Below are 22,253 nucleotides of genomic sequence, written 5' to 3'. Positions count from 1 at the left end.
ATTATCCAAGATTGTAACAGAAAGCAGAGGCGAAGATCAGTGGCTCAAATCAGATTAAACCATGTTGAGAAGAGCTTTGGGCAGGAGAGTGTCGTCAAAGACCTGGATCTGACAATCAAAGACGGCTCGTTCACGGTACTGGTCGGTCCGTCGGGCTGCGGAAAATCCACCACACTGAGGATGATAGCCGGTTTGGAGCAGCAGACGAGCGGCGAGATTTGGATCGGCGACCGATGTGTCAACAATGTGGAGCCGGGCAAACGCAACGTTGCGATGGTATTCCAAAATTATGCGCTCTATCCGATGATGACGGTGAAAGAGAACATTGAATTCGGTCTGGTGAATCGCAAAGTGCCAAAGCCGGAAAGGGAAAGGTTGATTAAAGAGATTACGGAGATCGTAGGTCTGTCTGAATATTTGAACAAGAAGCCCCAGTCCCTCTCCGGCGGGCAAAGACAGCGTGTCGCCCTGGCCCGGGCGATGGTGAAAAGCCCTGCAGTGTTCTTGATGGACGAACCGCTGTCCAATCTGGATGCGAAGCTGCGAAGCCAGATGCGAACTGAGCTCATCCAGCTGCATAAACGGCTTGGCGCGACATTTGTGTATGTGACTCACGATCAAGTGGAAGCGATGTCGATGGGAGATCAAATCATCATCATGGACAAGGGCCGTGTGCAGCAGGCGGACACCCCGATGACCATTTACAACGATCCGGCCAACGTGTTCACCGCTCAATTCATAGGCACTCCGCCGATGAACGTGCTGCGCGTCTCCGAGCTCGGGACGGCGGAATCAAGCGGAGGCGAGCTGCACTACGTCGGATTCAGACCGGAAAAAGCAGTGATCAACCATGCCCATGATCGTAAACCGGACCGGCTGCATATTCCAGCTTCAATCGTTACTAGGGAAACTTTGGGAGCGGAGATCATTTATCAAATGCAGTCGCATGCCGGCACATTTCATGTGAAAAGCTTTTTGCAGCCGCTCGAAAACGCGACCGAGGTCATTGTGTCGGTGCCTCATTCCGATCTGTTCTATTTTGACAGTCACGGTGTGCGAAATCGTGAAGCGGAGCATTATGAGGCGCGAAGACTGGTTGCGGGGGGCACCTAATTGATGCCTGTCTGGAACCGTCTCCGTCCGTACGTCATGGTGGGGCCCGCTATTATCACTTTCACGATATTTTTCATCTATCCTATCTTTTACATGATCTATCTCAGCTTGTATTCCTGGGATTTCGTCAGCCCGGAGAAGGATTTCGTGGGCATAGATAATTTCGTGGAGCTGTTCGACAGCAGGGAGTTTCGTCAGGTTCTGGGCAACTCCTTGAACTACACGCTGCTCACCGTATCTTTGACCATCGTGCTGTCGTTGTTTCTTGCGATCTGGCTTAATCGGAAAGGCATGTTCTACGGAATAGTACAGGGGGCCATTTTCAGTCCGCACATCATTTCACTGGTCTCTGTCTCGTTGGTGTGGATGTGGCTTATGGATCCGCAATTCGGCTTGCTCAACTGGATCCTCGAATTGTTGGGACTGCCGAAGCTGGAATGGCTCAGCAATCCGAAAAGCTCACTCCTGTCACTCGTGATCGTCGCCGTGTGGAAAGGCATCGGTTTCAACACACTCGTGTTCATCGCCGGCCTGCAAAGCATACCGAAGGACATGTATGAGGCTGCAGCATTGGATGAGTCGGGGCCGCTTAGAACGTTTTACAAAATCACGCTGCCCATGCTGTCACCGACTCTGTTTTTCTTAGTCATTATTAGTATGATCGGCTCATTTCAGGTATTTGAAACCATTGCCATCATGACCCAGGGCGGACCCGTGAACTCAACCAATACATTGGTATTTTACATTTATCAATATGGCTTCAGGTTTTTCAAAATAGGTTATGCTTCCGCGGCAGGCGTGGTGCTGCTGGTAGTGGTCGGGGTGCTTACGCTCGTATATTTCAAACTGTTAAGCAGAAAAGTGCATTATCGCTAGGAGGGCGCGGGAAACATGCCAATCGCTAAACCTGTCATGAAAACATTGAATTTCATGGCTTTAATCATCCTGGTCGCCGTGTTTGCAACCCCGTTCGTGTGGATGATTTCGACTTCGCTGAAATCTTATACCGAAACGGTTATCTTTCCGCCCAAATGGATTCCAACGGACATCCAATGGGAAAATTTTGCGGTCGCGTGGAACTCCGGCCCCTTCTTGAAATATTTCATGAACAGCGTGCTGGTGTCGGTGGGCATTCTCGTTTTACAGTTTATTACCATTATTTTTGCCGCTTATGCTTTCGCGAGATATCGCTTTAAGGGAGACCGCTTCCTGTTCGGCGTCACTATGATTACCCTTATGATTCCAAGCCAGCTCATTTTTTTACCGGTGTACCTGCTGCTCAGCAAATGGGGCATGTTGAACACGCTGCTCGCTTTGATTTTACCGTTCTCTTCAAGTGCGTTCGGCATCTTTCTGTTAAGGCAGTCGTTCAAACAGGTGCAGGAGGAATTGATTGAAGCGGCACGACTGGATGATGCGTCAGAATGGAAAATCATTACCAAAATCATGGTGCCCATGGCCCGTCCGACTTTGGTGACATTCGCCTTATTCAGTTTCATTGCCCATTGGAACGACTACTTCTGGCCACTGGTTATGACCACCACGGACGTAGCAAGAACATTGCCCATAGGTATCGCCAAAATCCGTGAAGTTGACGGAGGGACCGCGTGGCACATACTGATGGCCGGCAACATGATTCTGGTTCTGCCTATTCTGGCTGTGTTCTTTGTGGCGCAGCGTCAGATCATTAAAGCATTCGTGTATTCGGGAGTCAAATAAAAATCATATCGATAGGCGGAGGGTTCTCATATGAAAAAATTGTTGACTATAGTGACTGCAGGATCGCTTGCACTTTCAATGACGGCTTGCGGTTCTGAAACCGCGCCGGCAGCCATTGGGAGTGCCTCTGCCGGACAGGATGGCGCAGCGGGTGGAGCAAAGAAGAAGATCGAGATCAATTATTGGTATTCATGGGGAGATAAGATTGGTGAAAATAATGAAAACCTGGTAAAACAATTCAACGAATCCCAGGACGAGATCGTGGTAAAAGCCCATTACCAAGGAACTTATGATGAGCAGCACGCCAAGGCCCAAGCAGCATTCGCGGCAGGCAATGCGCCGGAAGTGTGGCAGAATGAAATCGCCTCGATCGGCGTCTTTGCCAAGGCGGGAATGACAGAGGATCTAACGCCGTTTGTCCAAAAAGATCAGGTGGATATGAAAGATTTTGTTCCGGGCTTGATGGGCAACTCTTATGTGGACGGAAAGTTGTACGGCCTGCCATATCTTCGCAGCACGCCGCTGTTGTATTTGAACAAAACGCTGCTCCAGCAGGCGGGGCTTGATCCGAACGGCCCGAAAAATTGGCAGGAATTGGAGGAATATGCACGCAAGCTGACCGTACCCGGACAACGTGTCGGCATGACCATGCCGATCGACATCTGGTTCTACGAGGCGATGGTTGCGCAAAGCGGGGGCAAGATGATCAGCGACGACGGTAAAAAGGCGGAATTCAATTCCCCTGCCGGCATTGAGTCGGTGAAGTTCATGCTCAAGATGAAGGAAGAAGGTATCATGAAAATCCCGACAGCCGATGATGCAGGCACTCAGGCAAAAACGGATTTTCAGAATCAGCGATCGGCCATGTTGTTCTCTTCGACGGCAGATTTGACCAAGCTGATGCAGGTGGCCAAAGATTCGGGCTTTGAGCTCGGCGCAAGCTTGATGCCCGCCAACAAGAGCTTCGGAGTGCCGACAGGCGGCTGCAATCTGGTGATGTCCGCTAAGCTGCCTAAAGAGAAACAGGAAGCCGCGTGGAAATTCATCAACTGGATGACGTCCAAGCAGCAAACCATTTATGCCAGTTCCTATACAGGTTACCTCCCTAGCCGTATCAGCGCCGTGGATAGTGAAGAGATGAAAAAGCTGTATGCAGAAAAGCCGTTGTTTAAAGTGGCTGTGGACCAGCTGCAGCATGCCAGACCGCGTCCCATGCTAAAGCCGTATCCGGAGATTGCGAAGATCATCAAAGATCAAATCGCACTGTCTGTTGTCGATTCCTCCGTGACCGCCGAGCAGACGATTGCGGAAGCCGGAGAGAAGGCCGATAAATTGTTAAATAAGTGATGGGCGAAAAAGCAAAACCCGATGTCATATGTGACGTTGGGTTTTGCTTTTTTTTCGCGATAACACACGATGTTGACTAGACAAATATACAAATTCTTAATGCCACAGCGGGCGTGCATTACGGGGTAGAGGGTTGGACGCGGCGATGGTTCGTCTGTGTCCTTTTCTATTCCTCCGTGGGATGTGTCGATTTTTTGATGGCGGTACAGGCTTCTTCGATAAAATATGGCCGGCCTCCGGTGAGGTGTTTCTTTTCCCCGCGCTTGGTTTAAAAAGATGGATACGATACCGACAAGCGAAAAAGGGAGGACACACCGGTAATGCAAACAAAGAGAATAAAATCATCCGCTCTGGCCGCAGCGGCAATGAGTGCTGTTTTGATGCTGACGGGCTGCGCGAACAACGGCGCGGGCGCCGCTCCTGGGACCGGCGATGCGGATGGCAAGGTGACGCTCAATTTTTGGACGTTTTGGGGATCCGAGACCAGGCGGCCGGTGATCGAAAAAATGATCGCGGATTTCAACGCATCACAAGATCGAATCGTGGTGAAACACACATACGTACCATTCAGCGATATCTGGACGAAAAACCTTGCTGCGATCGCAGCGGGAAACCCACCGGACGTTATCGTCAACGACATTAACGGCACGGCGCTTCGTGCGCACAAGAACCAAAACCTCAATTTGTCGCAGTTTTTACAGCAAGACCCCTCGCTGAAAGACCGCTTTTATCCAGAGCTTTGGAAGTCAGTGATGTATAAAGACGAGCCCTACGCTCTCCCTTTCAATACCGATACACGCATGATGTTCTACAACAAGCAGGCTTTCCGGGAAGCCGGACTTGATCCGGAGAAGTTTCCGCAAACTTGGGCCGAGCTGGCTGAGGTAGCCGAGAAGCTGGACAAAAAGAACGGAGATCAATATGAGCGCATCGGGTATGCTCCACAGTACGGCGGATTCCAGTGGGATGTACTGATGACGAATTTTGATGGCGGTACAGGCTTCTTCGACAAAAATGGCCAGCCTGCGGTGAATACTCCGGCTAAGCTTGAGGCGCTGCAATATGTGAAAAGCTATGCCGACCGGATCGGCGCGAAGAATCTGGACCAGTTCAAAGCCGGCTTCGGAAATAACCAATCCAACCCTTTCATCACAGGCAAAGTAGCGATCTGGCCGGAAGCAGTAACATTCCAGACACAGCTGCGTGATTATGGCAAAGGCCTGGACTACGGAATCGCTCCGATTCCGGAGAAGGCGCCGGGCGCTGGGCATCTGTCCGTAGGAGGGGGCTTTGTATTGGAAATTCCGAGAGGCGCGAAGCACCCGGCGGAGGCTTTCGAATTTATGAAATACCTCACTGACACCGGTCCGCAAACGCATTGGGCGCAGAAAAATTTCGATAATGTCGCCAACAAAGCAGCGTCGAACGACCCGCAGCTGCAGAGCGACCCGGTGTATCAAGCGGCCGTGGAAAATCTGAAGGTGACCAAGCTATATCCTACTCCGCTGCACGCGCCGGATTACAAAAATCTGATTCAGCCTCAGGTTGACGCCGCCATAAACGGCGAAATGGATCCCAAAGCAGCCTTAGACCAAGCTCAGGCGGATGTGGAAAATCTGATTAAGCAAAATACGGGAGGTGAGTGAGATGAGCGCACGTACCGCACAGCCCCGCAAGGGGTTGTCCCTCGATAAAAAGGAATCCGTTTGGGGTTACCTTTTCGTTTCTCCGTGGGTGGTCGGTTTCCTCCTCTTTACCTTGTTCCCCCTGCTGTTTTCGCTGTACGCCAGCTTCACCAATTACGATATCACCTCACGTATGAATTTCATTGGGCTTGGCAACTATGAACGGATGTTTTTCCATGACGCGTTGTTCTGGAAATCGCTTGGAAACACGCTGTATTACGTGGCTGTGAGCGTGCCGCTGTCGACTGCGTGCGCGCTGCTTGTTGCAGTTGCTTTAAACCAAAAGATTCCCGGCATGCGGCTGTTCCGGACCATTTATTATTTGCCGGCGGTCCTGTCTGGTGTGGGTGTGTACTTTCTCTGGATGCAGCTGCTTAACCCAGGTTCCGGGATTGTCAATCTGGTCCTCAGCTGGTTTCATATCGAGGGGCCCGCTTGGTTGACCGACCCGCAGTGGACCAAGCCCGCTGTTATTTTCATGAAGCTGTGGGCGGTGGGCGGCGGCATGCTGCTATATTTGGCAAGTCTGCAGGCAGTGCCCGAGCAGCTATATGAGGCGGCGGAGTTGGACGGCGCGTCGGTATTACAGCGGTTTTATCATGTGACATTGCCGATGATTTCGCCCGTCATCTTCTTTGAACTGGTTACCGGTATTATTGGCGGATTTCAGATTTTTCAGGAAGGCTATGTCATGACGGAAAACGGGACAGGGGGGCCACAGAATTCACTGTTGTTTTATAACCTTCATATGTGGCACAAAGCGTTCACCGTGTTTGATATGGGGTATGCCTCGGCGATGGCATGGATTTTGTTCGTTATCGTGATCATTTTGACCGTCCTCAATCTAAAATTGTCTCGGCGTTGGGTGTACTACGAGGGGGGTGACGGCAGATGAGAACGGATGCTGCACTGAACAGTTCAACGGCGCAGGGGGGCCAGTTAACTGACGGCGGGACGGAGCAAACGGTCGAAAGACGTGCGGCAGCCGCAGTACCATGGTATCGGCGAAGGAAGGCCAAAGCACTGGTAGGACGAACGATACTCACGATGCTGTTAGCTGCCGGCGCTTTTGTGGTGCTGCTGCCGCTTGGCTGGATGGTATCCATTTCACTGAAATCGATGGAGGACATCATGCGCTTTCCTCCGGCCTTTTTCCCCGACACGCTGCACTGGCGTAACTACGTCGAAGCATGGCGGGCCGCGCCTTTTACTCGATACACCGTCAACTCCTTGGTGATAGCGGTGCTGGCCGTCATCAGCCACATTTTGTCCAATACTTTCGTTGCCTATGGATTCGCGAAGATCCGATTCAAGGGAAAAAATGTTCTGTTCTCGGTGGTACTGGCCACCATGATGATCCCGGGATTCGTAGTCATGGTTCCACAATATATTTTATTTTCGAAGCTGCATTGGGTGGGTACCTATCTCCCGTTGGTAGTTCCGGGCTTCTTCGGCAGCGCGTTTATGATCTTCATGATCCGGCAGTTTTACATGTCTGTGCCGAATGAGCTGATTGAGGCCGCCAAAATCGACGGCGCGAACCATCTGTACATCTGGTGGAAAATTATGATGCCCATATCTAAACCGATTATCGCAGCCGTGGGCATTCTGGCATTCAATGGGGCGTGGAACGATTTCCTCGGACCGCTGCTGTACCTGAATGAAGAATCAATGTACACGCTGCAGATCGGCTTGCAATCATTCCGCGGCTCGAACACGACGCAGTGGAACTACCTGATGGCCGGCTCCGTTCTGGTGCTGCTGCCGGTGATCGTGCTGTTTTTCCTGTTCCAAAAATATTTTATCAGCGGCATGAATTTGACTGCCGGCACTAAGGGTTGAGGCGGACCGCTCAGGGTTTCCGCAAGGCATCTCGCGATCTTTATGATATAGAAGAGCAGAGGCCGTCAAGGCGGATATCAACAGAGCCTCGGTAGGACTGGCGTTTGTCAAACGCAAGGTGTAAACTGGTAAGGGCACAGCCAGGCAGCGCGGTGTGCGTTGAACATGACCGTTTACCCGGTTGTTGAAAATACTATCCTGGACGAAATAGAGCAAGCAATATTTCGGGAGCCACAGCAGTGGTTCCCTGTTTTCGTTGTAAGCCGTGTCATAGGTGGCGGCCAGCCATACTTTTTTTGTCTGGTGCTGAAGGAGGCGGGGACAGCTGTGTGACATTTCACCGAGCACCGGTTTGGTTTGCACGATCGTACAAGTGGAGAAACTCTATGAAAAGGCCATGAACACGTGGGCGGGCAGCGTGACACCAACAAGTTAGACTAGACACCAAGCTTGAACTGTCGCAATATTAGGTAGTTACATTGAGCGACACAACAGAGCGGCGCAACAAGAGAAGAGAGGTGACGGAGGAATGAATGGCTTGGAAATGATTGCAACCATCATAGTTATGAACGTGGTGTATGTGACGCTGTTTACAATCAGGATTATTCTTGTTATGAAGGCTAGACGGGCGCTTGCTACTTTTATCAGTATGTTCGAAGTGTTTGTGTACTTGATGGCCCTTAACATCGTGCTGAACAATATTGACGATCCTTGGAATTTGGCCGCTTATTGTATCGGTTGGGGCGGTGGTGTATGGCTCGGCATCAAAATTGAGGAATGGATCGCGTTGGGATATTCGACCCTGCAGATCGTTGTCGATTATGAGTCCACATCCCTGCCTGCACGGCTGCGGGATCATGGATTCGGCGTCACGAGTTGGATGGCGGAAGGGCGGGACGGCCCGCGGCTGGTGATGCAGGTTCTGGCGAGACGAAATCAGGAAAAGCATTTGATGCGAATCATTCAGGAGCTTGCACCGAAGGCGTTTGTTATTTCATATGAGCCCCGCACATTTCGAGGCGGCTTCTGGGCCCGTAGGCTCAAGGACCAGCCGTAATACGCGCGTCATACGAGCCTAAATTGTGCACTGGCGAACAAACTTTATCATATGGTAAAAAAAGTTATGTTTCAAAACCCAATTATAAGTTTAAATCATAATACTTATAGAAGGGTGGTCAATGGATGATCAAGTTTGAGAAAATAAAGAAACGTTATGATGATGGTTACGTTGCTCTGAAATCAGTGGACATTGAATTTAAAGAGGGCGAACTGACCGTACTGATCGGTCCAAGCGGATGCGGTAAAACGACGTTGATGAAGCTTATCAACAGGCTCAACAATCCAACGTCCGGGAAAGTACTGATCCGTGGAAAAGATGTTGCAACTATGGATCCGGTGCAGCTGCGGCGACGTGTCGGATATGTGATACAGAACGTAGGTTTATTTCCCCACATGACGATTGCCAAAAATGTGGCGGTCGTTCCCCGTTTGCTCGGCTGGGATAAGGAGAGGATCAACCACCGGGTCGATGAGCTGCTGCGAATGGTCAGCCTCGATCCGGATACTTTCCGGGACCGCTATCCCGCAGAGCTGAGTGGCGGACAGCAGCAGCGCATAGGCGTCATCCGCGCGCTGGCGGCTGAACCCGACGTTATCCTGCTCGACGAGCCGTTCAGCGCGCTCGATCCGATCAGCCGTGAACAGCTGCAGGATGAGCTTGTGCGGCTGCAGCAGGAGTTGAAGAAGACGATCGTCTTCGTTACCCATGATATGGATGAGGCGATCAAAATCGCCGATACCATCGTTCTGATGAAGGATGGGGAAGTGGTGCAAAGCGGCAAGCCCGAATATATCCTCCGACATCCGGCGAACGACTTCGTCCGGAGCTTTATCGGTAAAAACAGGCTGCAAACCGGCATGCCGGAGGCTAATCTTACCGTCGACGAGGTGATGTCGGAGAACCCGGTGACGGCGTATCCTACCCGCGGGATGGCCGAGGCGATTAAAATCATGGAAAGACGCCGTGTCGATTCCCTGATCGTGGTGGGACGAAACAACCAGCTGCTAGGATATGCTTCGATTTTCCGGGTGCTTGATCGATATCGTGAAGAGAACGCGCAGCTCGGTGATGTGACTCAGCCGTTCGAGCATGTAGTGCAATCCGGGACCCCGCTGTCTGCGGCGTTGGCTCTGATGAATGAACACCGGCTGCCGTACGTGCCCGTCGTACGCGACGACCGCTTTGTGGGGTTGATCACTAAAGGCAGTATCGTCCGGCATCTGGCTGAAGTATACACACCTCCCGAGGAGGATGCAGCCATGCTGTCAGGCGGAGATATTACACTTGCCGCGGAGCAAGTGGCAGCGGACGGAGGCGTCGGGCGATGAACGGCTTGTATGCATACTGGGAGTTTATCGCCAGCCGTCAGGATGATATTGTGAAGGCGCTGCAGGAGCACCTTATGTTATCGCTGGTATCCGTCGTGTTGGGAGCATTGGTGGCGATCCCTGTGGGTGTGCTGCTGGCCGGCAACCGGGTGCGCTGGCTGAACAGCGCTGTGTTTGCCATTGCCAATGTTCTGCAGACGATTCCCAGTCTGGCGCTGCTCGCCATCCTGATTCCGCTTCTCGGCATCGGCCGCACTCCGGCCATCTTCGCTTTATTTTTATATTCGCTGATGCCGATTCTGCGAAACACCTACTCCGGCTTCCAGGCGGTAGACCAGAACCTGCTGGAGGCGGCCAAGGGTATGGGCTACAGCGCCGGCCAGCGGCTGGTGAACATTCAATTGCCTCTGGCGTTTCCGTACATTATGTCGGGCATACGGGTGACCACGGTATATATCATCAGCTGGGCGACCCTGGCTACGCTCATAGGCGCAGGCGGACTGGGACAGCTTATTTTTGCAGGCTTGGGCGTGAACCGTGAGGAATTAATTTTCACCGGCGCCATCCTGGCTGTTCTCTTAGCATTGGCTGCCGACTTTCTTCTCGGTCTTGCCGAAAAATGGGTGACGGCCCGTGCCAAATCACAGCCGGTTTCGGAGCCTATGTAGGACGGGGGAGAATATACAAAATGAAAAAAACATACACACAGACAACAACTCAGACAAGGAAGATAAAGGCGCTGCTGCTCTCGATGACTGCCATGCTGGTCATGATTCTCTCGGGCTGCGGCAGTGACAACAAAATATTAATTGGGACGCAGACATTCTCCGAGCCCAAAATCATAGCGCAAATGTATAAGCTGCTAATTGAGGACAGGACCGATTTAGAGGTGGACGTTTTACCCGATCTTGCGTCAACAGGCGTCGTGGTGAGCGCTATGCAGAATAAAGACATCGACATGGGCCTGCTGTATTCCGGTACGGCGTTCGACAACTATTTTCCGATGGAACAGACGAAAGATCGCGCTAAGGTGTTCGAGCAAGCCCAAAAGGGATTCGAGAACCTGCTGAACGCCAAATACTATGATCCGTTGGGCTTCGAGAACACCTACGCTTTCACCGTGCGAGAGGATTTGGCCCAGCAGCATCATTGGGAAAAAATTTCGGATGTGCGAGATCAGGCAGGCAATATGACGCTTGGGGTGGACACCACCTGGCTGGAGCGCGGCGGCGACGGATATGGAGCCTTTAAACAGCAATATGGTATGGAGTTCGGCGAGACGCTGCCGATGGAGGTTTCCCTTGTGTACGGGGCGGTCGCAACGGAAAAGGTGGACATTGTGCTTGCCTATTCCACGGACGCCCGTTTGAAAGAGTACAAGCTGAAGACGCTGAAGGATGACAAACAGTTTTTCCCGCCATATGACGCTTCACCGGTGTTGAGCAACGAGACGCTGCAAAAACACCCGGAGCTGGATGAAATCGTTAAATTATTGGTTGGCAAAATTGACGTGCAGACTATGATAGATTTGAACTATGAGGTCGATGTGAAAAAGAGAAACGAGAAGAGAGTTGCGGAGGAATATCTGACAAAGATCGGACTTTTGCAATAAAGTGCAAGGAGGGATGAAGGGATGGAGTTGTTTTTGCAATATGTCGGGGAGAACTGGCAGGATCTGTTGGTTTTGACCTACCAGCATATACTGATGGTTGTCTCCGGGTTGGCGTTGGCCTTTGCTGTTGGAGTGCCTCTAGGGACGCTGGCCGCGCGCGGTCCGCGCCTGGCCGGCGTCATTCTAACCTCTGCTAATATCATCCAAGTGTTTCCGAGCATGGCGCTGCTGGTTCTGCTGATGATACTGTTCGGATTGGGCAACGGGACGGTCATTATAGGACTGTTTCTCTATTCGCTGCTCCCTGTGATCCGGAATACGTATGTAGGCTTGACGCAGGTTAACCCGGCGATCACGGAGGCGGGACGCGGAGTCGGTATGAGTCCGCTTCAGCTGCTCGTAAGCGTACAGCTGCCGCTCGCGCTGCCGTTTATCCTGACCGGCATCCGGATCGCCGCAGTCATAGCGATCGGGGTCGCGACCATCGCGCCTCTCATCGGAGGGCAGGGCTTGGGCCGGGAAATTTACTCCGGCATTAACATGGATAATCCGGCGCGCTTATATGCCGGAGCTATCCCAGCCGCGGTGCTCGCGCTGCTGGCCGACTACGGCCTCAGCCGTTTACGCCGCAGTACGCGCACAGCCGGCAGAGCTTGATGTGTCGCGGCGCCTACGAGCACAGCCGGCAGAGCTTGTGTGTCGCGGCGCCTACGAGCACAGCCGGCAGAGCTTGATGTGTTGCGGCACCTACGCGCACACAAAACGCCTCAAACGCACACGCGTATAACTTGGCGCCGGAATCGTTCGGAGCACAGCAGGGTCCCCTCACCGGGGACCTTTTTATTTGGAACGCGGCCGCTTGCGCCGATGCATTTGGTATGAGGGGCGTGCAATTAGCTTCCCACGAATCTGTCAACCTCATCGCGAGAAGGCAGAGAGGATTGCGCACCGCGCTTGGTCACCGTGAGCGCAGCGGCTTTTGTGGCGAACGCCACGGCCTCGCCGAAGCTCCGCTCTTCGGCTAAAGCTACGGCCAGTGCCGCATTGCAGGCGTCTCCCGCCGCGGTCGTGTCAACCACATCGACTTTGTATGCCGGGAATTCCCGGATTCCCTGCGGCTCACGGAAGGCTGTGCCATCGCCACCGCGCGTCAGGAGCACATTGCCCACGCCCATGGCGATGAGCTTCGTAATAATTTCATCAGCGTCCAAACCTTTTTCAGCATCACCCGCCACGAGCTGATTGCCTTCCGTTTCATTCGGCGTGATGATATCGGTCAACGCATAGATGTCGTCGGACAACTGCACGGCCGGGGCGGGATTGAGGATTGTCAGCACATCGTGTTTTTTTGCTATAGCCAAAGCCGCCCGCACGGCGTCAAGCGGAATTTCCAGCTGCACTAACATCGCATGTGCGTTTTTTATCACGTCTTCGCCTTGTTCGATATGGCTTGCCTTCAACTGCATGTTCGCCCCCGGCGACACAACGATAAAGTTGTCTCCGGAACTCGTAACAGGGATCAACGCGATGCCGGTGGCATGGTCTGCCAGCATGGTGATATGGCTGGTATCGATGCCCTCAGCCTTCAGATGCTGTAGCATCTGCTCACCGAATACATCCTTGCCCAAACAACCGATCATCGCCACATTCGTACCCAAACGGCTCGCAGCGACAGCTTGGTTGGCTCCTTTACCTCCGGGCACCATGAAGTAATCCTCCCCAAGCACGGTTTCTCCTTTGACGGGAAGCTTCGGGGATCTCACGACAATGTCCTGGTTGATACTACCCACCACGACAATGTTGGCTTTCATTTTCATTTTCATTTTCCTCCCTTCCTAACACTGGAATCACGGATAACGAGACTCGGCTGCAGCACTACGCTAAGCTTTTCTTTTTGTGGCTCACGGATCGATTCTATCAGCATTTGAGCGGCGATGGTGCCGATCTCATATATGGGCTGCTGTACGGTAGTGAGCTTAGGGGTCGCGATGGCGGCGAAAGGCAAGCCGTCGAAGCCGACTATCGCAACATCATCCGGAATTTTTAAACCGTGCTCCGCCACGGCTTCCATAGCGCCCAGAGCCATCAGATCGTTGGCTGCAAATACGGCTTCCGGCGGCTCCCGCATAACGAGCAGCTTAGCCATAGCTTCATGGCCGCTCTTAATTTGATAGTCACCGATTTGCACTAGATTACTGTCATAGGCTATGCCGGCCTTACGCAGCGCGAGGCAGTATCCTTCGAACCGGTCGTTGGCGGTCGAGCTTGTGAATGGCCCTCGTAAATGGCCGATTTTCCGATAGCCCTGATCAATCAAATGAGCGGCGGCCAGATATGCGCCGTGGATGTGGTCGGTGTGCACAGATAAGACAGGCGGGGAGTGGACGATAGCATCAATCACCAAAAACGCGATTCCCCGCTCTTGCAGCGTCTGAATGTGGCTCTGCGACACCTCACTGGCCAATATAACTCCATCGATGTGCTTTTCCTGCAGCAGCTGAAAATACGCGTCTTCCTTCGCACGATCGTTGTCCGAATTGCAAATGATGACGCTGTACCCCATTTTTTGTGCGAAGTCTTCGATAGCTCGCGCCAGCTCGGGGAAAAATAGGTTGCGGATGTCCGGCACAATCAGTCCCAGCGTGTTTGTTTTGCCGCTCACCATGCCTCGTGCGATTTGGCTGGGTTTGTAGTTTAACTGTTGGATCGCCCGGTTGACCTTTTTTTTTGTTTCTTCGTTCACGTAACCGGTCTGGTTCAGCACTCGGGAAACTGTAGACACGGATACATCCGCGAGCTTCGCGACATCCCTAATCGTGGCCATTGCAAAGTTCATCCTCATTTGGTAATAATCATAAAAGCGCTTTATTATGTAGTATGTATCGTACCCGGTCACATCCATTCGGATAACAAACACCGGGCGGGAAGCGCCTGCGCACACAGCTAACATAGCATGCCGGTGATGGCTTGTAAAGAGCAATATGGTACCGTTACCATCAGGCAATATCATCTATAAAAAAATGATTTGACAGGGATGTAAGCGTATACTACATTATAAATATGGTACCGTTACCATGCACCAGTCTTCGCAGTACTAAATTTTATTTTAGAAAACGGAGGAATTATCGTGATGGGTAAGCAAAAAATTATTATCGACACAGACATCGGCACTTACTATGATGACGCTTTCGCTGTTTTATACGGAGTGCAAAGCCCGGAAGTGGATGTGCTGGCGGTGACCACGTGCTACGGTGATGTGGATTTGCGCGCGCGGATCGCGAAAAAGATCTTGCGGGTAGCTGGGCGTGAAGATATTCCCGTATGCCGCGGCGTGGGGCAGCCCATGGATGAATACGCCCTCATGTTCGGCTTCGAAGGCGAAAACATTTTAACGGAAGAGGACATGCAGGACGAGACACTTCAAGCGAGCGATACCCATGCCGTTGATATGATCATCGAACAAGTGCTGAAATACCCTAACGAAGTGACGCTGATCACTCTTGGTGCGGTGTCCAATGTGGCTGCTGCCATTATTAAGGAACCCAAAATCGTGGGCAAAGTAAAAGAATTGATCATTATGGGCGGTGTTATCGTCCCTATTGTGGATGAAAAGGGCGTGACCCGTTCTCCAATCGAGGAATATAACCTGAACAACGACACGAAAGCAGCAAAAATTGTGTTCGATTCCGGCATGAACATTACTCTGGTGCCAATCGACGTCACGTTGAAAGTGCCGCTTACTCCTGCTCAGGTGCATCGGATCAACACTACGGACACGCCAATTGCTCGGCTGGTTAGCGACATTTTGGCGGTGTGGCCGCCGCAGGAGAAACAAATTTACCTAAGCGTCGGCATCCCTACCGAGCACACCGGTCTGTGGCTGCATGACCCGTTAACGATCGCCGTTGCTTTCGACAGATCCTTCATCACAGAAACCCGTCTGCATGTCGCACTCGAGTTTTCCCAGACGCTGGTACCGCGCGACTTGCTCATTCGAAACGATATCCTCCGCACGATACCTAAGAAGCTGCCGTTTAACATGAACGTTGCCATTGATGTGGATCATGAGCGATTCACGGAGCATTTCACAAGCCGCATTTGCCAAAGCAATCTGGCGTAGGAGGGCACATTGTGAAAAAGCGCTGAATCCGGAGCGGATACCAGCGCTTTTTTCTGCGCGCACGGGTGTGCTTTCCGCCAGGTCACCAAGAAAACTCGACTGCATTCAAAAATGCCCAGGCAATCGCCATATGTCCCGTCATGTTCGGGTGCACCCGGTCCCACGCCAACGCCGCGGGGTACATGTGCTCGAGTAGTGGAGCGAACGCTACTTGAGTATCAACGAACAGTGTACCGTACTGCGTCGCAAGCTCACTCACCGCGCTGCTATACTTATCCATCATTCGGCGCATAGCGTCATCGGTATTCGGCTCCAGATAATAGGGAGTCATCAGTATAACGCCTTTCGAGCCGGATACCGCCCTTCTCACCAAATCTTCCAAGTTGGCGCGATATTCCTCGAAATATACGTGTTCCTCCATAATCGTCGGCCGGTCAAACTGTCGCCACACATCGTTGATGCCGATCATAATGGAAATCCAATCCGGCTGCAGCTGCACCACGTCCGTTTCCCAACGCTCTTTCAAATGCCGGGTCGTGTTACCGCTGATTCCCATGTTGACTACTCTCACGCCCAACTCCGGATGGCGGGCCTGCAGTAGCGCGTGAACCAAAGAAACATATCCTCTGCCCAATGCATCATCTTTGCCCTCACCGATGGGTCTTTTTCTCTCACAGTCGGTGATAGAATCGCCTATCATCACAATTTTATCATTTTTCCCGAACAGCATCTGATTTCACCTCATCCTTTCCATACAGGCTCGTGCACGCGTGAGGTACGCCGCTTGATACGCCGCTTGGCTTTCGACGAGTATCCAACATCGTACCGCCGCTGCACATGTATTAATTGAGCGGAACAAACGGTGACCGCTTCCAGTATGAACCAAAATTTTCCGGTGCGCAATGTGTACTTTTTTCCCTGTTGGCATGATGCTGCATCTAAGGTATGACGAGAAAAAAAGGCCCTCCAGTGAATTTTGGATAACCCGACAATATGACGAAGTTCGGTCGTTTAATATTCCTCAATGAACAGAGTATTGGAGTCAGAAAGTTGTCTTCCGACATTGGTCACTAGGCCGCTGCATATATTCGCAAGATAGAAAGCTTAGACGACATGCTTGTGCTCGCAGCCATATATCCGTTTGTTATTGTTTTTATATACAAACAAAAATGTTCGTGATAAAATAAAAACATTCAAAAACAAAACAATAAAAGCATTCATGCGGAGGTACATTATGGTACAAAGTTTGTGGGATGAGGAGAGGGCGTCGCAGCTGCGCAGCGGACTCGACGAGCTTGTTTTCCGTTCGAACCTGATCGGAGCGGACCGCCGTGTCTGCAACTGGGGCGGAGGCAACACATCAAGCAAAATGGCGGTCAAGGATTTTCGCGGACGCGATGTGGAAGTGATGTATGTGAAGGGCAGCGGCTCAGACTTGGCGACGATGGGAGCGGGTAATTTCACAGGCCTTCGTATGGACGACATCAGGCCTCTGTTCGACAGAAGCGAGATGTCCGACGAGGATATGGTCGCTTACTTGGCAAATTGCATGACCAACGCCAAGCATCCGCGCGCTTCGATAGAAACGCTGCTTCACGCTTTTCTGCCATTCAAACATGTGGATCATACGCATCCGGACGCGATCATAAGCTTATGCTGTGCGGATAACGGCCGGGCCTGCGCGGAAGAAATTTTCGGCGAGCGGTTCGTGTGGGTGCCTTACGTGCGGCCGGGCTTTACTTTATCCAAGATGATCGCTGAAGGCGTTTTCGCCAATCCAAAAGCGGAGCTTGTACTCATGGAAAAACACGGTCTCGTCACCTGGGGTGAGACGTCCGAAGAGTGCTACGCCAAAACAATCGCCATCATCAACGAGGCGGAAAGTTACATTGAAGCCCGTGTTCAAGAGGCGAAGCTGTTTGGCGGTATCAAGCATAAGCCGCTTGCTCCGGATGTCCGCCGTCGTATTGCAGCGCAAGTCATGCCGACCGTTCGCGGTTCTGTAAGCGATGCCAAGCGGATGATACTCACCTTCGACGATGATAACGATACTTTGCAGTACGTGGGCGGGACAGATTCTGCCGAGCTGTCTCAGGTTGGAGCGGCGTGTCCGGACCATTTGGTCCACACCAAAGTCGTACCGCTATTCGTCGATTGGACGCCGGACGCAGCTGACGTGGAGGGGCTGAAGACGAAGCTTAAGGAGGGCATCGCGGCTTACAAGGAGCAATACAAGGCCTACTTTGAGCGCAACAAGCATGACGGTGACGTTATGTTTGAAGCGGCGCCGCGGGTGATTCTCATTCCGGGCGTAGGCATGATCAACACCGGAAAAAGCTGGGCCATGGCCAAAGTAAGCGGCGCGCTCTATCACCGGGCTATCGCCGTGATCAGAGGGGCATCGGCGCTTGGGCAGTTCGTATCGCTCAGTGAGAACGAATCCTATAACGTGGAATACTGGCCGCTGGAGCTGTATAAGCTGACACTTGCTCCTCCGGAAGCAGAATTTTCCCGCAAGGTGGCTTTTATCACCGGCGGCGCCGGAGGTATCGGGAGCGAAACAGCCCGCCGCCTCGCTGCGGAAGGGGCGCATGTGGTGTTGGCCGATCTGAACCAGGATGGGGCTGAAGCGGTAGCTGCACAGATCAATGAGAAATATGGCGAGAACCGAGCGACCGCAGTCAAGATGGACGTGACGCAGGAAGAGGCAGTGATAGCCGCATACGAGGTCACGGCGCTGACCTACGGAGGACTGGACATTTTGGTGAATAATGCGGGGTTGGCTACGTCGAGTCCGTTCGCTGAAACGAGTTTGAAAGAGTGGAACCTGAACATGAATGTCCTCGGGACCGGCTATTTTCTCGTGGCCCGTGAGGGCTTCAAGCTGATGAAGGAACAGGGCGTGGGCGGGAGTATGGTATTCATCGCCTCCAAAAACTCTATTTACGCGGGCAAGAATGCATCTGCCTACAGCTCAGCCAAGGCGCTGGAGGCTCATTTGGCAAGATGTATTGCGGCCGAAGGAGGCGAGTTCGGCATTCGGGTCAACACGGTGCTGCCGGACGCGATCCTGCAGGGCTCCGCGATCTGGAACTCCAGCTGGCGCAACGAGCGCGCAGCCGCGTATGGTATTGAGCCGGACCAGCTGGAAGAGTATTACCGCAAGCGCACTACGCTGCTTGTCAACATTTTTCCAAAAGATATTGCAGAAGGCATCGCCTTTTTTGCTTCATCTAGATCCGAGAAAACGACCGGATGCATGCTGACGATCGACGGCGGGGTCCCCGCAGCATTCACACGTTAAAAAGGAGGATATTTCCATGCACGTCGCCAAAGGTGAAACACATTGGGTTATTCCGGACGGATACATCCCTGAGAAAAGCTCGGGAGAACTGACCAGCCATGAGTCAATCTGCGTTCTCAACACATCCTCCGGGGAAGCACGGCTCAGCTTGCATATTTTCTTCGAGGATCGAGAGCCGATGGAGAACATCGCATACACGGTCCCGGCGAGGCGGACAATACACATCCGCACGGCTACGCTCCGCAAGGACGGAATGCCGATACCGGTGGGCGTGCCTTATGCGATAGAACTGGAAAGCAGCATTCCGGTTATCGTGCAGTACAGCCGTTTGGATGCGACACAAGCGGCGAACGCGCTCATGTCCGTTATGGCTTATCCGATTAAATAAAAGGATCCGCGAGAGGGAGGTTGTCCACTATGACAGATCGTGCTTACGCATTGTTCGAAGAACAGCAGCAGGCCAGAGGGATCGACTTGAATCAGGTGAAAACAAAGCTCAAAGCGTTGAAAATTGAAACACCTTCTTGGGGCTACGGCGACTCCGGCACCAGGTTCAAAGTGTTCCAAAAGGTCGGCGTCCCGCGAGACCCTTACGAAAAATTCGAGGATGCAGCCCAGGTACACCGCGTGACCGGATTGTGCCCTTCCGTCGCCATCCACATTCCTTGGGATAAGGTCGATGATTATGGCAAGCTTCGAAGCCATGCAGAGAGCTTGGGCCTGTCGATCGGGGCGGTGAATCCGAATCTGTTCCAGGAGGAAGAATACATGCTCGGCAGCGTGACCAATGCAGACCCGGCTATCCGCCGCAAAGCAGCCGATCACCTGTTGGAATGCGTGGACATCGCCAAGGAGACCCGATCCCGTGATCTCAGCCTCTGGTTCGCCGACGGTACCAATTATCCAGGACAAGGGGACATTCGCAGACGAAAGGCGTGGATGTTGGAAGCGCTTGCCGAAATGTATAAGGCTATGACGCCTGAGATGCGCATGCTCATCGAGTACAAATTTTTCGAGCCTGGTTTCTATCATACGGATCTGGCGGATTGGGGCATGGCGTACAACTACGCACTCAAGCTCGGCCCTCAAGCTCAAGTGTTGGTTGACACCGGCCACCACGCGCAAGGGACGAACATTGAACACATAGTGGCTTATCTGATTGATGAGCAGCGTCTGGGCGGGTTCCATTTCAATAGCCGTAAATACGCCGATGACGATTTAATCGTTGGCGCGATTAATCCATATGAACTTTTCCTTATCTTTTACCAAATTCTGAACGCGGGCGCTGATCCTGATGAGAATATTCGCCGCACCGTGGACAACATTGCTTACATGATCGACCAGTCGCACAATATAGAGCAGAAAATACCGGCGATGATCCGATCTGTTCTGAACGTGCAAACCCAATACGCTAAGGCGCTGCTGATTGACCATACGCAGGTGGAACAAGCACAGAGCAGGGGCGACGTATTGGGTGCGGAAGACGCCGTGCGCCGTGCTTTTGAGTTCGATGTCACGCCGCTGCTCCATGCTGTGCGTGAGGAGCAGGGACTGCCGGTGGATCCGATGAAAGCATATCTGGACAGCAGCTATGGTAAGGACATCCTGGCGAGAGGTAAGGGCGGTGCGAGCTGGTGAGCATTCTCGCATTCGACTTGGGGGCGAGCAGCGGCAGGGCGATGCTCGGCCGGTTGTCCGACCGGGCCATTGCGGTAGAGGAAATTCACCGTTTCTCCAATGATCCTGTCACTGTAGGCGAGCGAATGTATTGGGATATTCTTCGGCTGTACCATGAAATCAAGCAGGGACTGCTAAAAGCAGCCCGACAAGGGGATACCCTGCGCAGCGTAGCTATCGATTCGTGGGCTGTCGACTTCGGCTTGTTGGGCAAGCACGGTGAGCTGTTAGGCAATCCATACCACTACCGGGATCGGCATACGGATGGAACAATGTCTAAGCTGTGCAGCCGGATTCCCCGGGAAGAGATTTTTCAGCGCACCGGCATTCAATTTCTGCCGTTTAACACGATCTATCAATTGGCGGCATTGTGCGAGGCAGATTCCCCGATTGTGCGGCATGCGGAACATTTTTTGATGATTCCGGATTTACTGCGCTACTTTTTAACCGGTGAAAAATTGAATGAGTTTTCTAATGCGACAACGACGCAATTATATAATCCCACGGCACGCGGCTGGGATCACGAGTTGATCTCCCGCATAGGCGTCCCATCGTCCTGGTTTGGTCGAATTGTGGAACCCGGCGCACAGGCCGGGCAGCTGCTCTCTTCCGTGGGCACGGAACTTGGGATCGCTTCGATCCCGGTGATTGCGGCCGCGGAGCACGACACAGGGTCCGCTGTGGCGGCTGTACCGGCGGTTAAAAGACCGTTCGCCTATCTGAGCTGCGGAACATGGTCTCTCATGGGGACGGAAGTGGATCACCCGGTTATCAATGACCTGGCGCTGCAATACAATTTTACGAATGAAGGCGGAGTGGGACGGACCTACCGGCTGCTTAAAAATATTATGGGTCTTTGGCTTTTACAGGAGACGAAACGGGAATGGGACAGGGCAGGATTCAATTACTCTTATGCGCATCTGATTCACTTGGCAGAGCAAGCCCCGGCATTTGGTGCGTTCATCGATCCTGATGATCCGCTGTTTCTGCATGCCGGTGACATGCGGGAACGAATCAGGCAGTATTGCGGCCGGACAGGACAGCCGCTGCCCGACCAACCGGGAGAGGTGGTCCGTTGTATTTTGGAGAGCCTGGCGTTAAAATACCGATATGTATTTGAGATGACCGAGGGCCTATCAGGACAGCGGTTCGACAAACTTCATATGGTGGGCGGCGGCATACAGAATGCGCTGCTGTGCCAATGGTCGGCGAACGCTATCGGCAAGCCCATCTGGGCGGGCCCCGCGGAAGGGAGTGCCATCGGCAACCTGGTGGTACAGTGGATAGCTCAGGGGATGTTCGCCGACATTTGGGAAGCCCGGAAGGTCATACGAGAATCGTTCCCAGTGGCGGTGTACGAACCGGAACAGCGTGAGGCCTGGGAGCAGGCCTACGGGAGATTCTTGCAAGTCACGGGGCTGTGGCAATAAAGATTGGAGAGATGGT

Annotated in this window: 20 protein-coding genes; 17 read left to right on the top strand and 3 right to left on the bottom strand. The window is 52.6% G+C overall.

The features are described 5' to 3' along the window. Positions 1 to 39: 39 nt before the first annotated feature. The 12 genes from CBW46_RS03420 (at position 40) to CBW46_RS03365 (ending at position 12,363) form a co-directional block, all read left to right on the top strand. Entirely contained in the window at positions 40 to 1,113 is a 1,074-nt protein-coding gene (locus CBW46_RS03420) for an ABC transporter ATP-binding protein (protein ID WP_089198588.1), read from the top strand. A 3-nt stretch (positions 1,114 to 1,116) separates the two neighbouring features. After that, positions 1,117 to 1,989 carry a carbohydrate ABC transporter permease gene (locus CBW46_RS03415; protein WP_089198683.1) on the top strand — a complete coding sequence of 291 codons (873 nt, stop codon included), beginning with the start codon at positions 1,117 to 1,119 and terminating at the stop codon, positions 1,987 to 1,989. A gap of 36 nt (positions 1,990 to 2,025) precedes the next feature. Continuing rightward, positions 2,026 to 2,832 carry a carbohydrate ABC transporter permease gene (locus CBW46_RS03410; protein ID WP_424445860.1) on the top strand — a complete coding sequence of 269 codons (807 nt, stop codon included), beginning with the start codon at positions 2,026 to 2,028 and terminating at the stop codon, positions 2,830 to 2,832. Between the two features lie 30 nt (positions 2,833 to 2,862). Then, the gene (locus CBW46_RS03405; RefSeq protein ID WP_089198586.1) at positions 2,863 to 4,179 is read left to right on the top strand and encodes an ABC transporter substrate-binding protein; all 1,317 of its coding nucleotides are present in this window, start codon (positions 2,863 to 2,865) and stop codon (positions 4,177 to 4,179) included. Positions 4,180 to 4,499: 320 nt separating this feature from the next. Next, the gene (locus CBW46_RS03400) at positions 4,500 to 5,825 is read left to right on the top strand and encodes an ABC transporter substrate-binding protein (protein WP_243633141.1); all 1,326 of its coding nucleotides are present in this window, start codon (positions 4,500 to 4,502) and stop codon (positions 5,823 to 5,825) included. 1 nt (position 5,826) lies between these two features. Next, the gene (locus tag CBW46_RS03395; protein ID WP_089198585.1) at positions 5,827 to 6,759 is read left to right on the top strand and encodes a carbohydrate ABC transporter permease; all 933 of its coding nucleotides are present in this window, start codon (positions 5,827 to 5,829) and stop codon (positions 6,757 to 6,759) included. Next, a complete protein-coding gene (locus CBW46_RS03390) occupies positions 6,756 to 7,706 on the top strand; it encodes a carbohydrate ABC transporter permease (protein ID WP_089198584.1) in 951 nt (316 codons plus the stop codon). The genes CBW46_RS03395 and CBW46_RS03390 overlap by 4 nt, the downstream gene beginning before the upstream one ends. A gap of 529 nt (positions 7,707 to 8,235) precedes the next feature. Next, positions 8,236 to 8,763, top strand: coding sequence for a DUF2179 domain-containing protein (locus tag CBW46_RS03385; protein ID WP_089198583.1), 528 nt, complete (start codon positions 8,236 to 8,238; stop codon positions 8,761 to 8,763). A 125-nt stretch (positions 8,764 to 8,888) separates the two neighbouring features. Next, entirely contained in the window at positions 8,889 to 10,094 is a 1,206-nt protein-coding gene (locus tag CBW46_RS03380) for an ABC transporter ATP-binding protein (RefSeq protein WP_089198582.1), read from the top strand. Next, positions 10,091 to 10,762, top strand: coding sequence for an ABC transporter permease (locus CBW46_RS03375; protein ID WP_089198581.1), 672 nt, complete (start codon positions 10,091 to 10,093; stop codon positions 10,760 to 10,762). Before CBW46_RS03380 ends, CBW46_RS03375 begins: the two co-directional genes overlap by 4 nt. A 20-nt stretch (positions 10,763 to 10,782) precedes the next feature. Further along, positions 10,783 to 11,706 (top strand): glycine betaine ABC transporter substrate-binding protein, encoded by a 924-nt coding sequence (locus CBW46_RS03370; protein ID WP_089198580.1) that lies wholly within the window; start codon positions 10,783 to 10,785, stop codon positions 11,704 to 11,706. A gap of 21 nt (positions 11,707 to 11,727) precedes the next feature. After that, complete coding sequence (locus CBW46_RS03365; protein ID WP_089198579.1) at positions 11,728 to 12,363, top strand: ABC transporter permease; 636 nt, start codon at positions 11,728 to 11,730, stop codon at positions 12,361 to 12,363. A 236-nt stretch (positions 12,364 to 12,599) separates the two neighbouring features. Here CBW46_RS03365 and rbsK read toward each other — a convergent pair whose 3' ends face one another. Further along, positions 12,600 to 13,523, bottom strand: a complete 924-nt coding sequence (rbsK, locus tag CBW46_RS03360; RefSeq protein ID WP_089198578.1) for a ribokinase — start codon at positions 13,521 to 13,523, stop codon at positions 12,600 to 12,602. Between the two features lie 2 nt (positions 13,524 to 13,525). Then, a complete protein-coding gene (locus tag CBW46_RS03355) occupies positions 13,526 to 14,530 on the bottom strand; it encodes a LacI family DNA-binding transcriptional regulator (RefSeq protein WP_089198681.1) in 1,005 nt (334 codons plus the stop codon). Positions 14,531 to 14,836: 306 nt separating this feature from the next. Between CBW46_RS03355 and CBW46_RS03350 the strand changes: the two genes are divergently transcribed. Next, a complete protein-coding gene (locus CBW46_RS03350) occupies positions 14,837 to 15,826 on the top strand; it encodes a nucleoside hydrolase (RefSeq protein WP_089198577.1) in 990 nt (329 codons plus the stop codon). Between the two features lie 82 nt (positions 15,827 to 15,908). On the opposite strand, the gene CBW46_RS03345 is transcribed toward CBW46_RS03350, so the two are convergent. Further along, positions 15,909 to 16,556, bottom strand: coding sequence for an SGNH/GDSL hydrolase family protein (locus tag CBW46_RS03345; protein ID WP_089198576.1), 648 nt, complete (start codon positions 16,554 to 16,556; stop codon positions 15,909 to 15,911). A gap of 504 nt (positions 16,557 to 17,060) precedes the next feature. Between CBW46_RS03345 and CBW46_RS03340 the strand changes: the two genes are divergently transcribed. Genes CBW46_RS03340 through CBW46_RS03325 form a run of 4 tightly spaced genes read left to right on the top strand, consistent with a single transcriptional unit; the run spans position 17,061 to position 22,237 of the window. Further along, positions 17,061 to 19,130 carry a bifunctional aldolase/short-chain dehydrogenase gene (locus CBW46_RS03340; protein WP_089198575.1) on the top strand — a complete coding sequence of 690 codons (2,070 nt, stop codon included), beginning with the start codon at positions 17,061 to 17,063 and terminating at the stop codon, positions 19,128 to 19,130. Positions 19,131 to 19,146: 16 nt separating this feature from the next. Further along, a complete protein-coding gene (locus tag CBW46_RS03335; RefSeq protein WP_089198574.1) occupies positions 19,147 to 19,518 on the top strand; it encodes a sensory rhodopsin transducer in 372 nt (123 codons plus the stop codon). 29 nt (positions 19,519 to 19,547) lie between these two features. Continuing rightward, complete coding sequence (rhaI, locus tag CBW46_RS03330; protein WP_089198573.1) at positions 19,548 to 20,768, top strand: L-rhamnose isomerase; 1,221 nt, start codon at positions 19,548 to 19,550, stop codon at positions 20,766 to 20,768. Then, positions 20,765 to 22,237 carry a rhamnulokinase gene (locus CBW46_RS03325; RefSeq protein WP_089198572.1) on the top strand — a complete coding sequence of 491 codons (1,473 nt, stop codon included), beginning with the start codon at positions 20,765 to 20,767 and terminating at the stop codon, positions 22,235 to 22,237. The genes rhaI and CBW46_RS03325 overlap by 4 nt, the downstream gene beginning before the upstream one ends. The last annotated feature ends 16 nt before the right edge of the window (positions 22,238 to 22,253 follow it).

The sequence above is a fragment of the Paenibacillus xerothermodurans genome, assembly GCF_002220865.2.
Classification (GTDB): Bacteria; Bacillota; Bacilli; order Paenibacillales; family NBRC-103111; genus Paenibacillus_S; species Paenibacillus_S xerothermodurans.
Note: the sequence above shows the minus strand (reverse complement) of the source record. Positions and strands in the feature narration are given on the sequence as shown.

Coding starts and splice junctions, on each gene's coding strand:
- CBW46_RS03395 (WP_089198585.1), top strand. CDS start 5,827: ATGAGCGCACGTACCGCACAGCCCCGCAAGGGGTTGTCCCTCGATAAA.
- CBW46_RS03345 (WP_089198576.1), bottom strand. CDS start 16,556: ATGCTGTTCGGGAAAAATGATAAAATTGTGATGATAGGCGATTCTATC.
- CBW46_RS03370 (WP_089198580.1), top strand. CDS start 10,783: ATGAAAAAAACATACACACAGACAACAACTCAGACAAGGAAGATAAAG.
- CBW46_RS03390 (WP_089198584.1), top strand. CDS start 6,756: ATGAGAACGGATGCTGCACTGAACAGTTCAACGGCGCAGGGGGGCCAG.
- CBW46_RS03375 (WP_089198581.1), top strand. CDS start 10,091: ATGAACGGCTTGTATGCATACTGGGAGTTTATCGCCAGCCGTCAGGAT.
- CBW46_RS03410 (WP_424445860.1), top strand. CDS start 2,026: ATGAAAACATTGAATTTCATGGCTTTAATCATCCTGGTCGCCGTGTTT.
- CBW46_RS03415 (WP_089198683.1), top strand. CDS start 1,117: ATGCCTGTCTGGAACCGTCTCCGTCCGTACGTCATGGTGGGGCCCGCT.
- CBW46_RS03400 (WP_243633141.1), top strand. CDS start 4,500: ATGCAAACAAAGAGAATAAAATCATCCGCTCTGGCCGCAGCGGCAATG.
- rbsK (WP_089198578.1), bottom strand. CDS start 13,523: ATGAAAATGAAAGCCAACATTGTCGTGGTGGGTAGTATCAACCAGGAC.
- CBW46_RS03340 (WP_089198575.1), top strand. CDS start 17,061: ATGGTACAAAGTTTGTGGGATGAGGAGAGGGCGTCGCAGCTGCGCAGC.
- CBW46_RS03335 (WP_089198574.1), top strand. CDS start 19,147: ATGCACGTCGCCAAAGGTGAAACACATTGGGTTATTCCGGACGGATAC.
- CBW46_RS03385 (WP_089198583.1), top strand. CDS start 8,236: ATGAATGGCTTGGAAATGATTGCAACCATCATAGTTATGAACGTGGTG.
- CBW46_RS03365 (WP_089198579.1), top strand. CDS start 11,728: ATGGAGTTGTTTTTGCAATATGTCGGGGAGAACTGGCAGGATCTGTTG.
- CBW46_RS03355 (WP_089198681.1), bottom strand. CDS start 14,530: ATGGCCACGATTAGGGATGTCGCGAAGCTCGCGGATGTATCCGTGTCT.
- CBW46_RS03350 (WP_089198577.1), top strand. CDS start 14,837: ATGGGTAAGCAAAAAATTATTATCGACACAGACATCGGCACTTACTAT.
- rhaI (WP_089198573.1), top strand. CDS start 19,548: ATGACAGATCGTGCTTACGCATTGTTCGAAGAACAGCAGCAGGCCAGA.
- CBW46_RS03405 (WP_089198586.1), top strand. CDS start 2,863: ATGAAAAAATTGTTGACTATAGTGACTGCAGGATCGCTTGCACTTTCA.
- CBW46_RS03380 (WP_089198582.1), top strand. CDS start 8,889: ATGATCAAGTTTGAGAAAATAAAGAAACGTTATGATGATGGTTACGTT.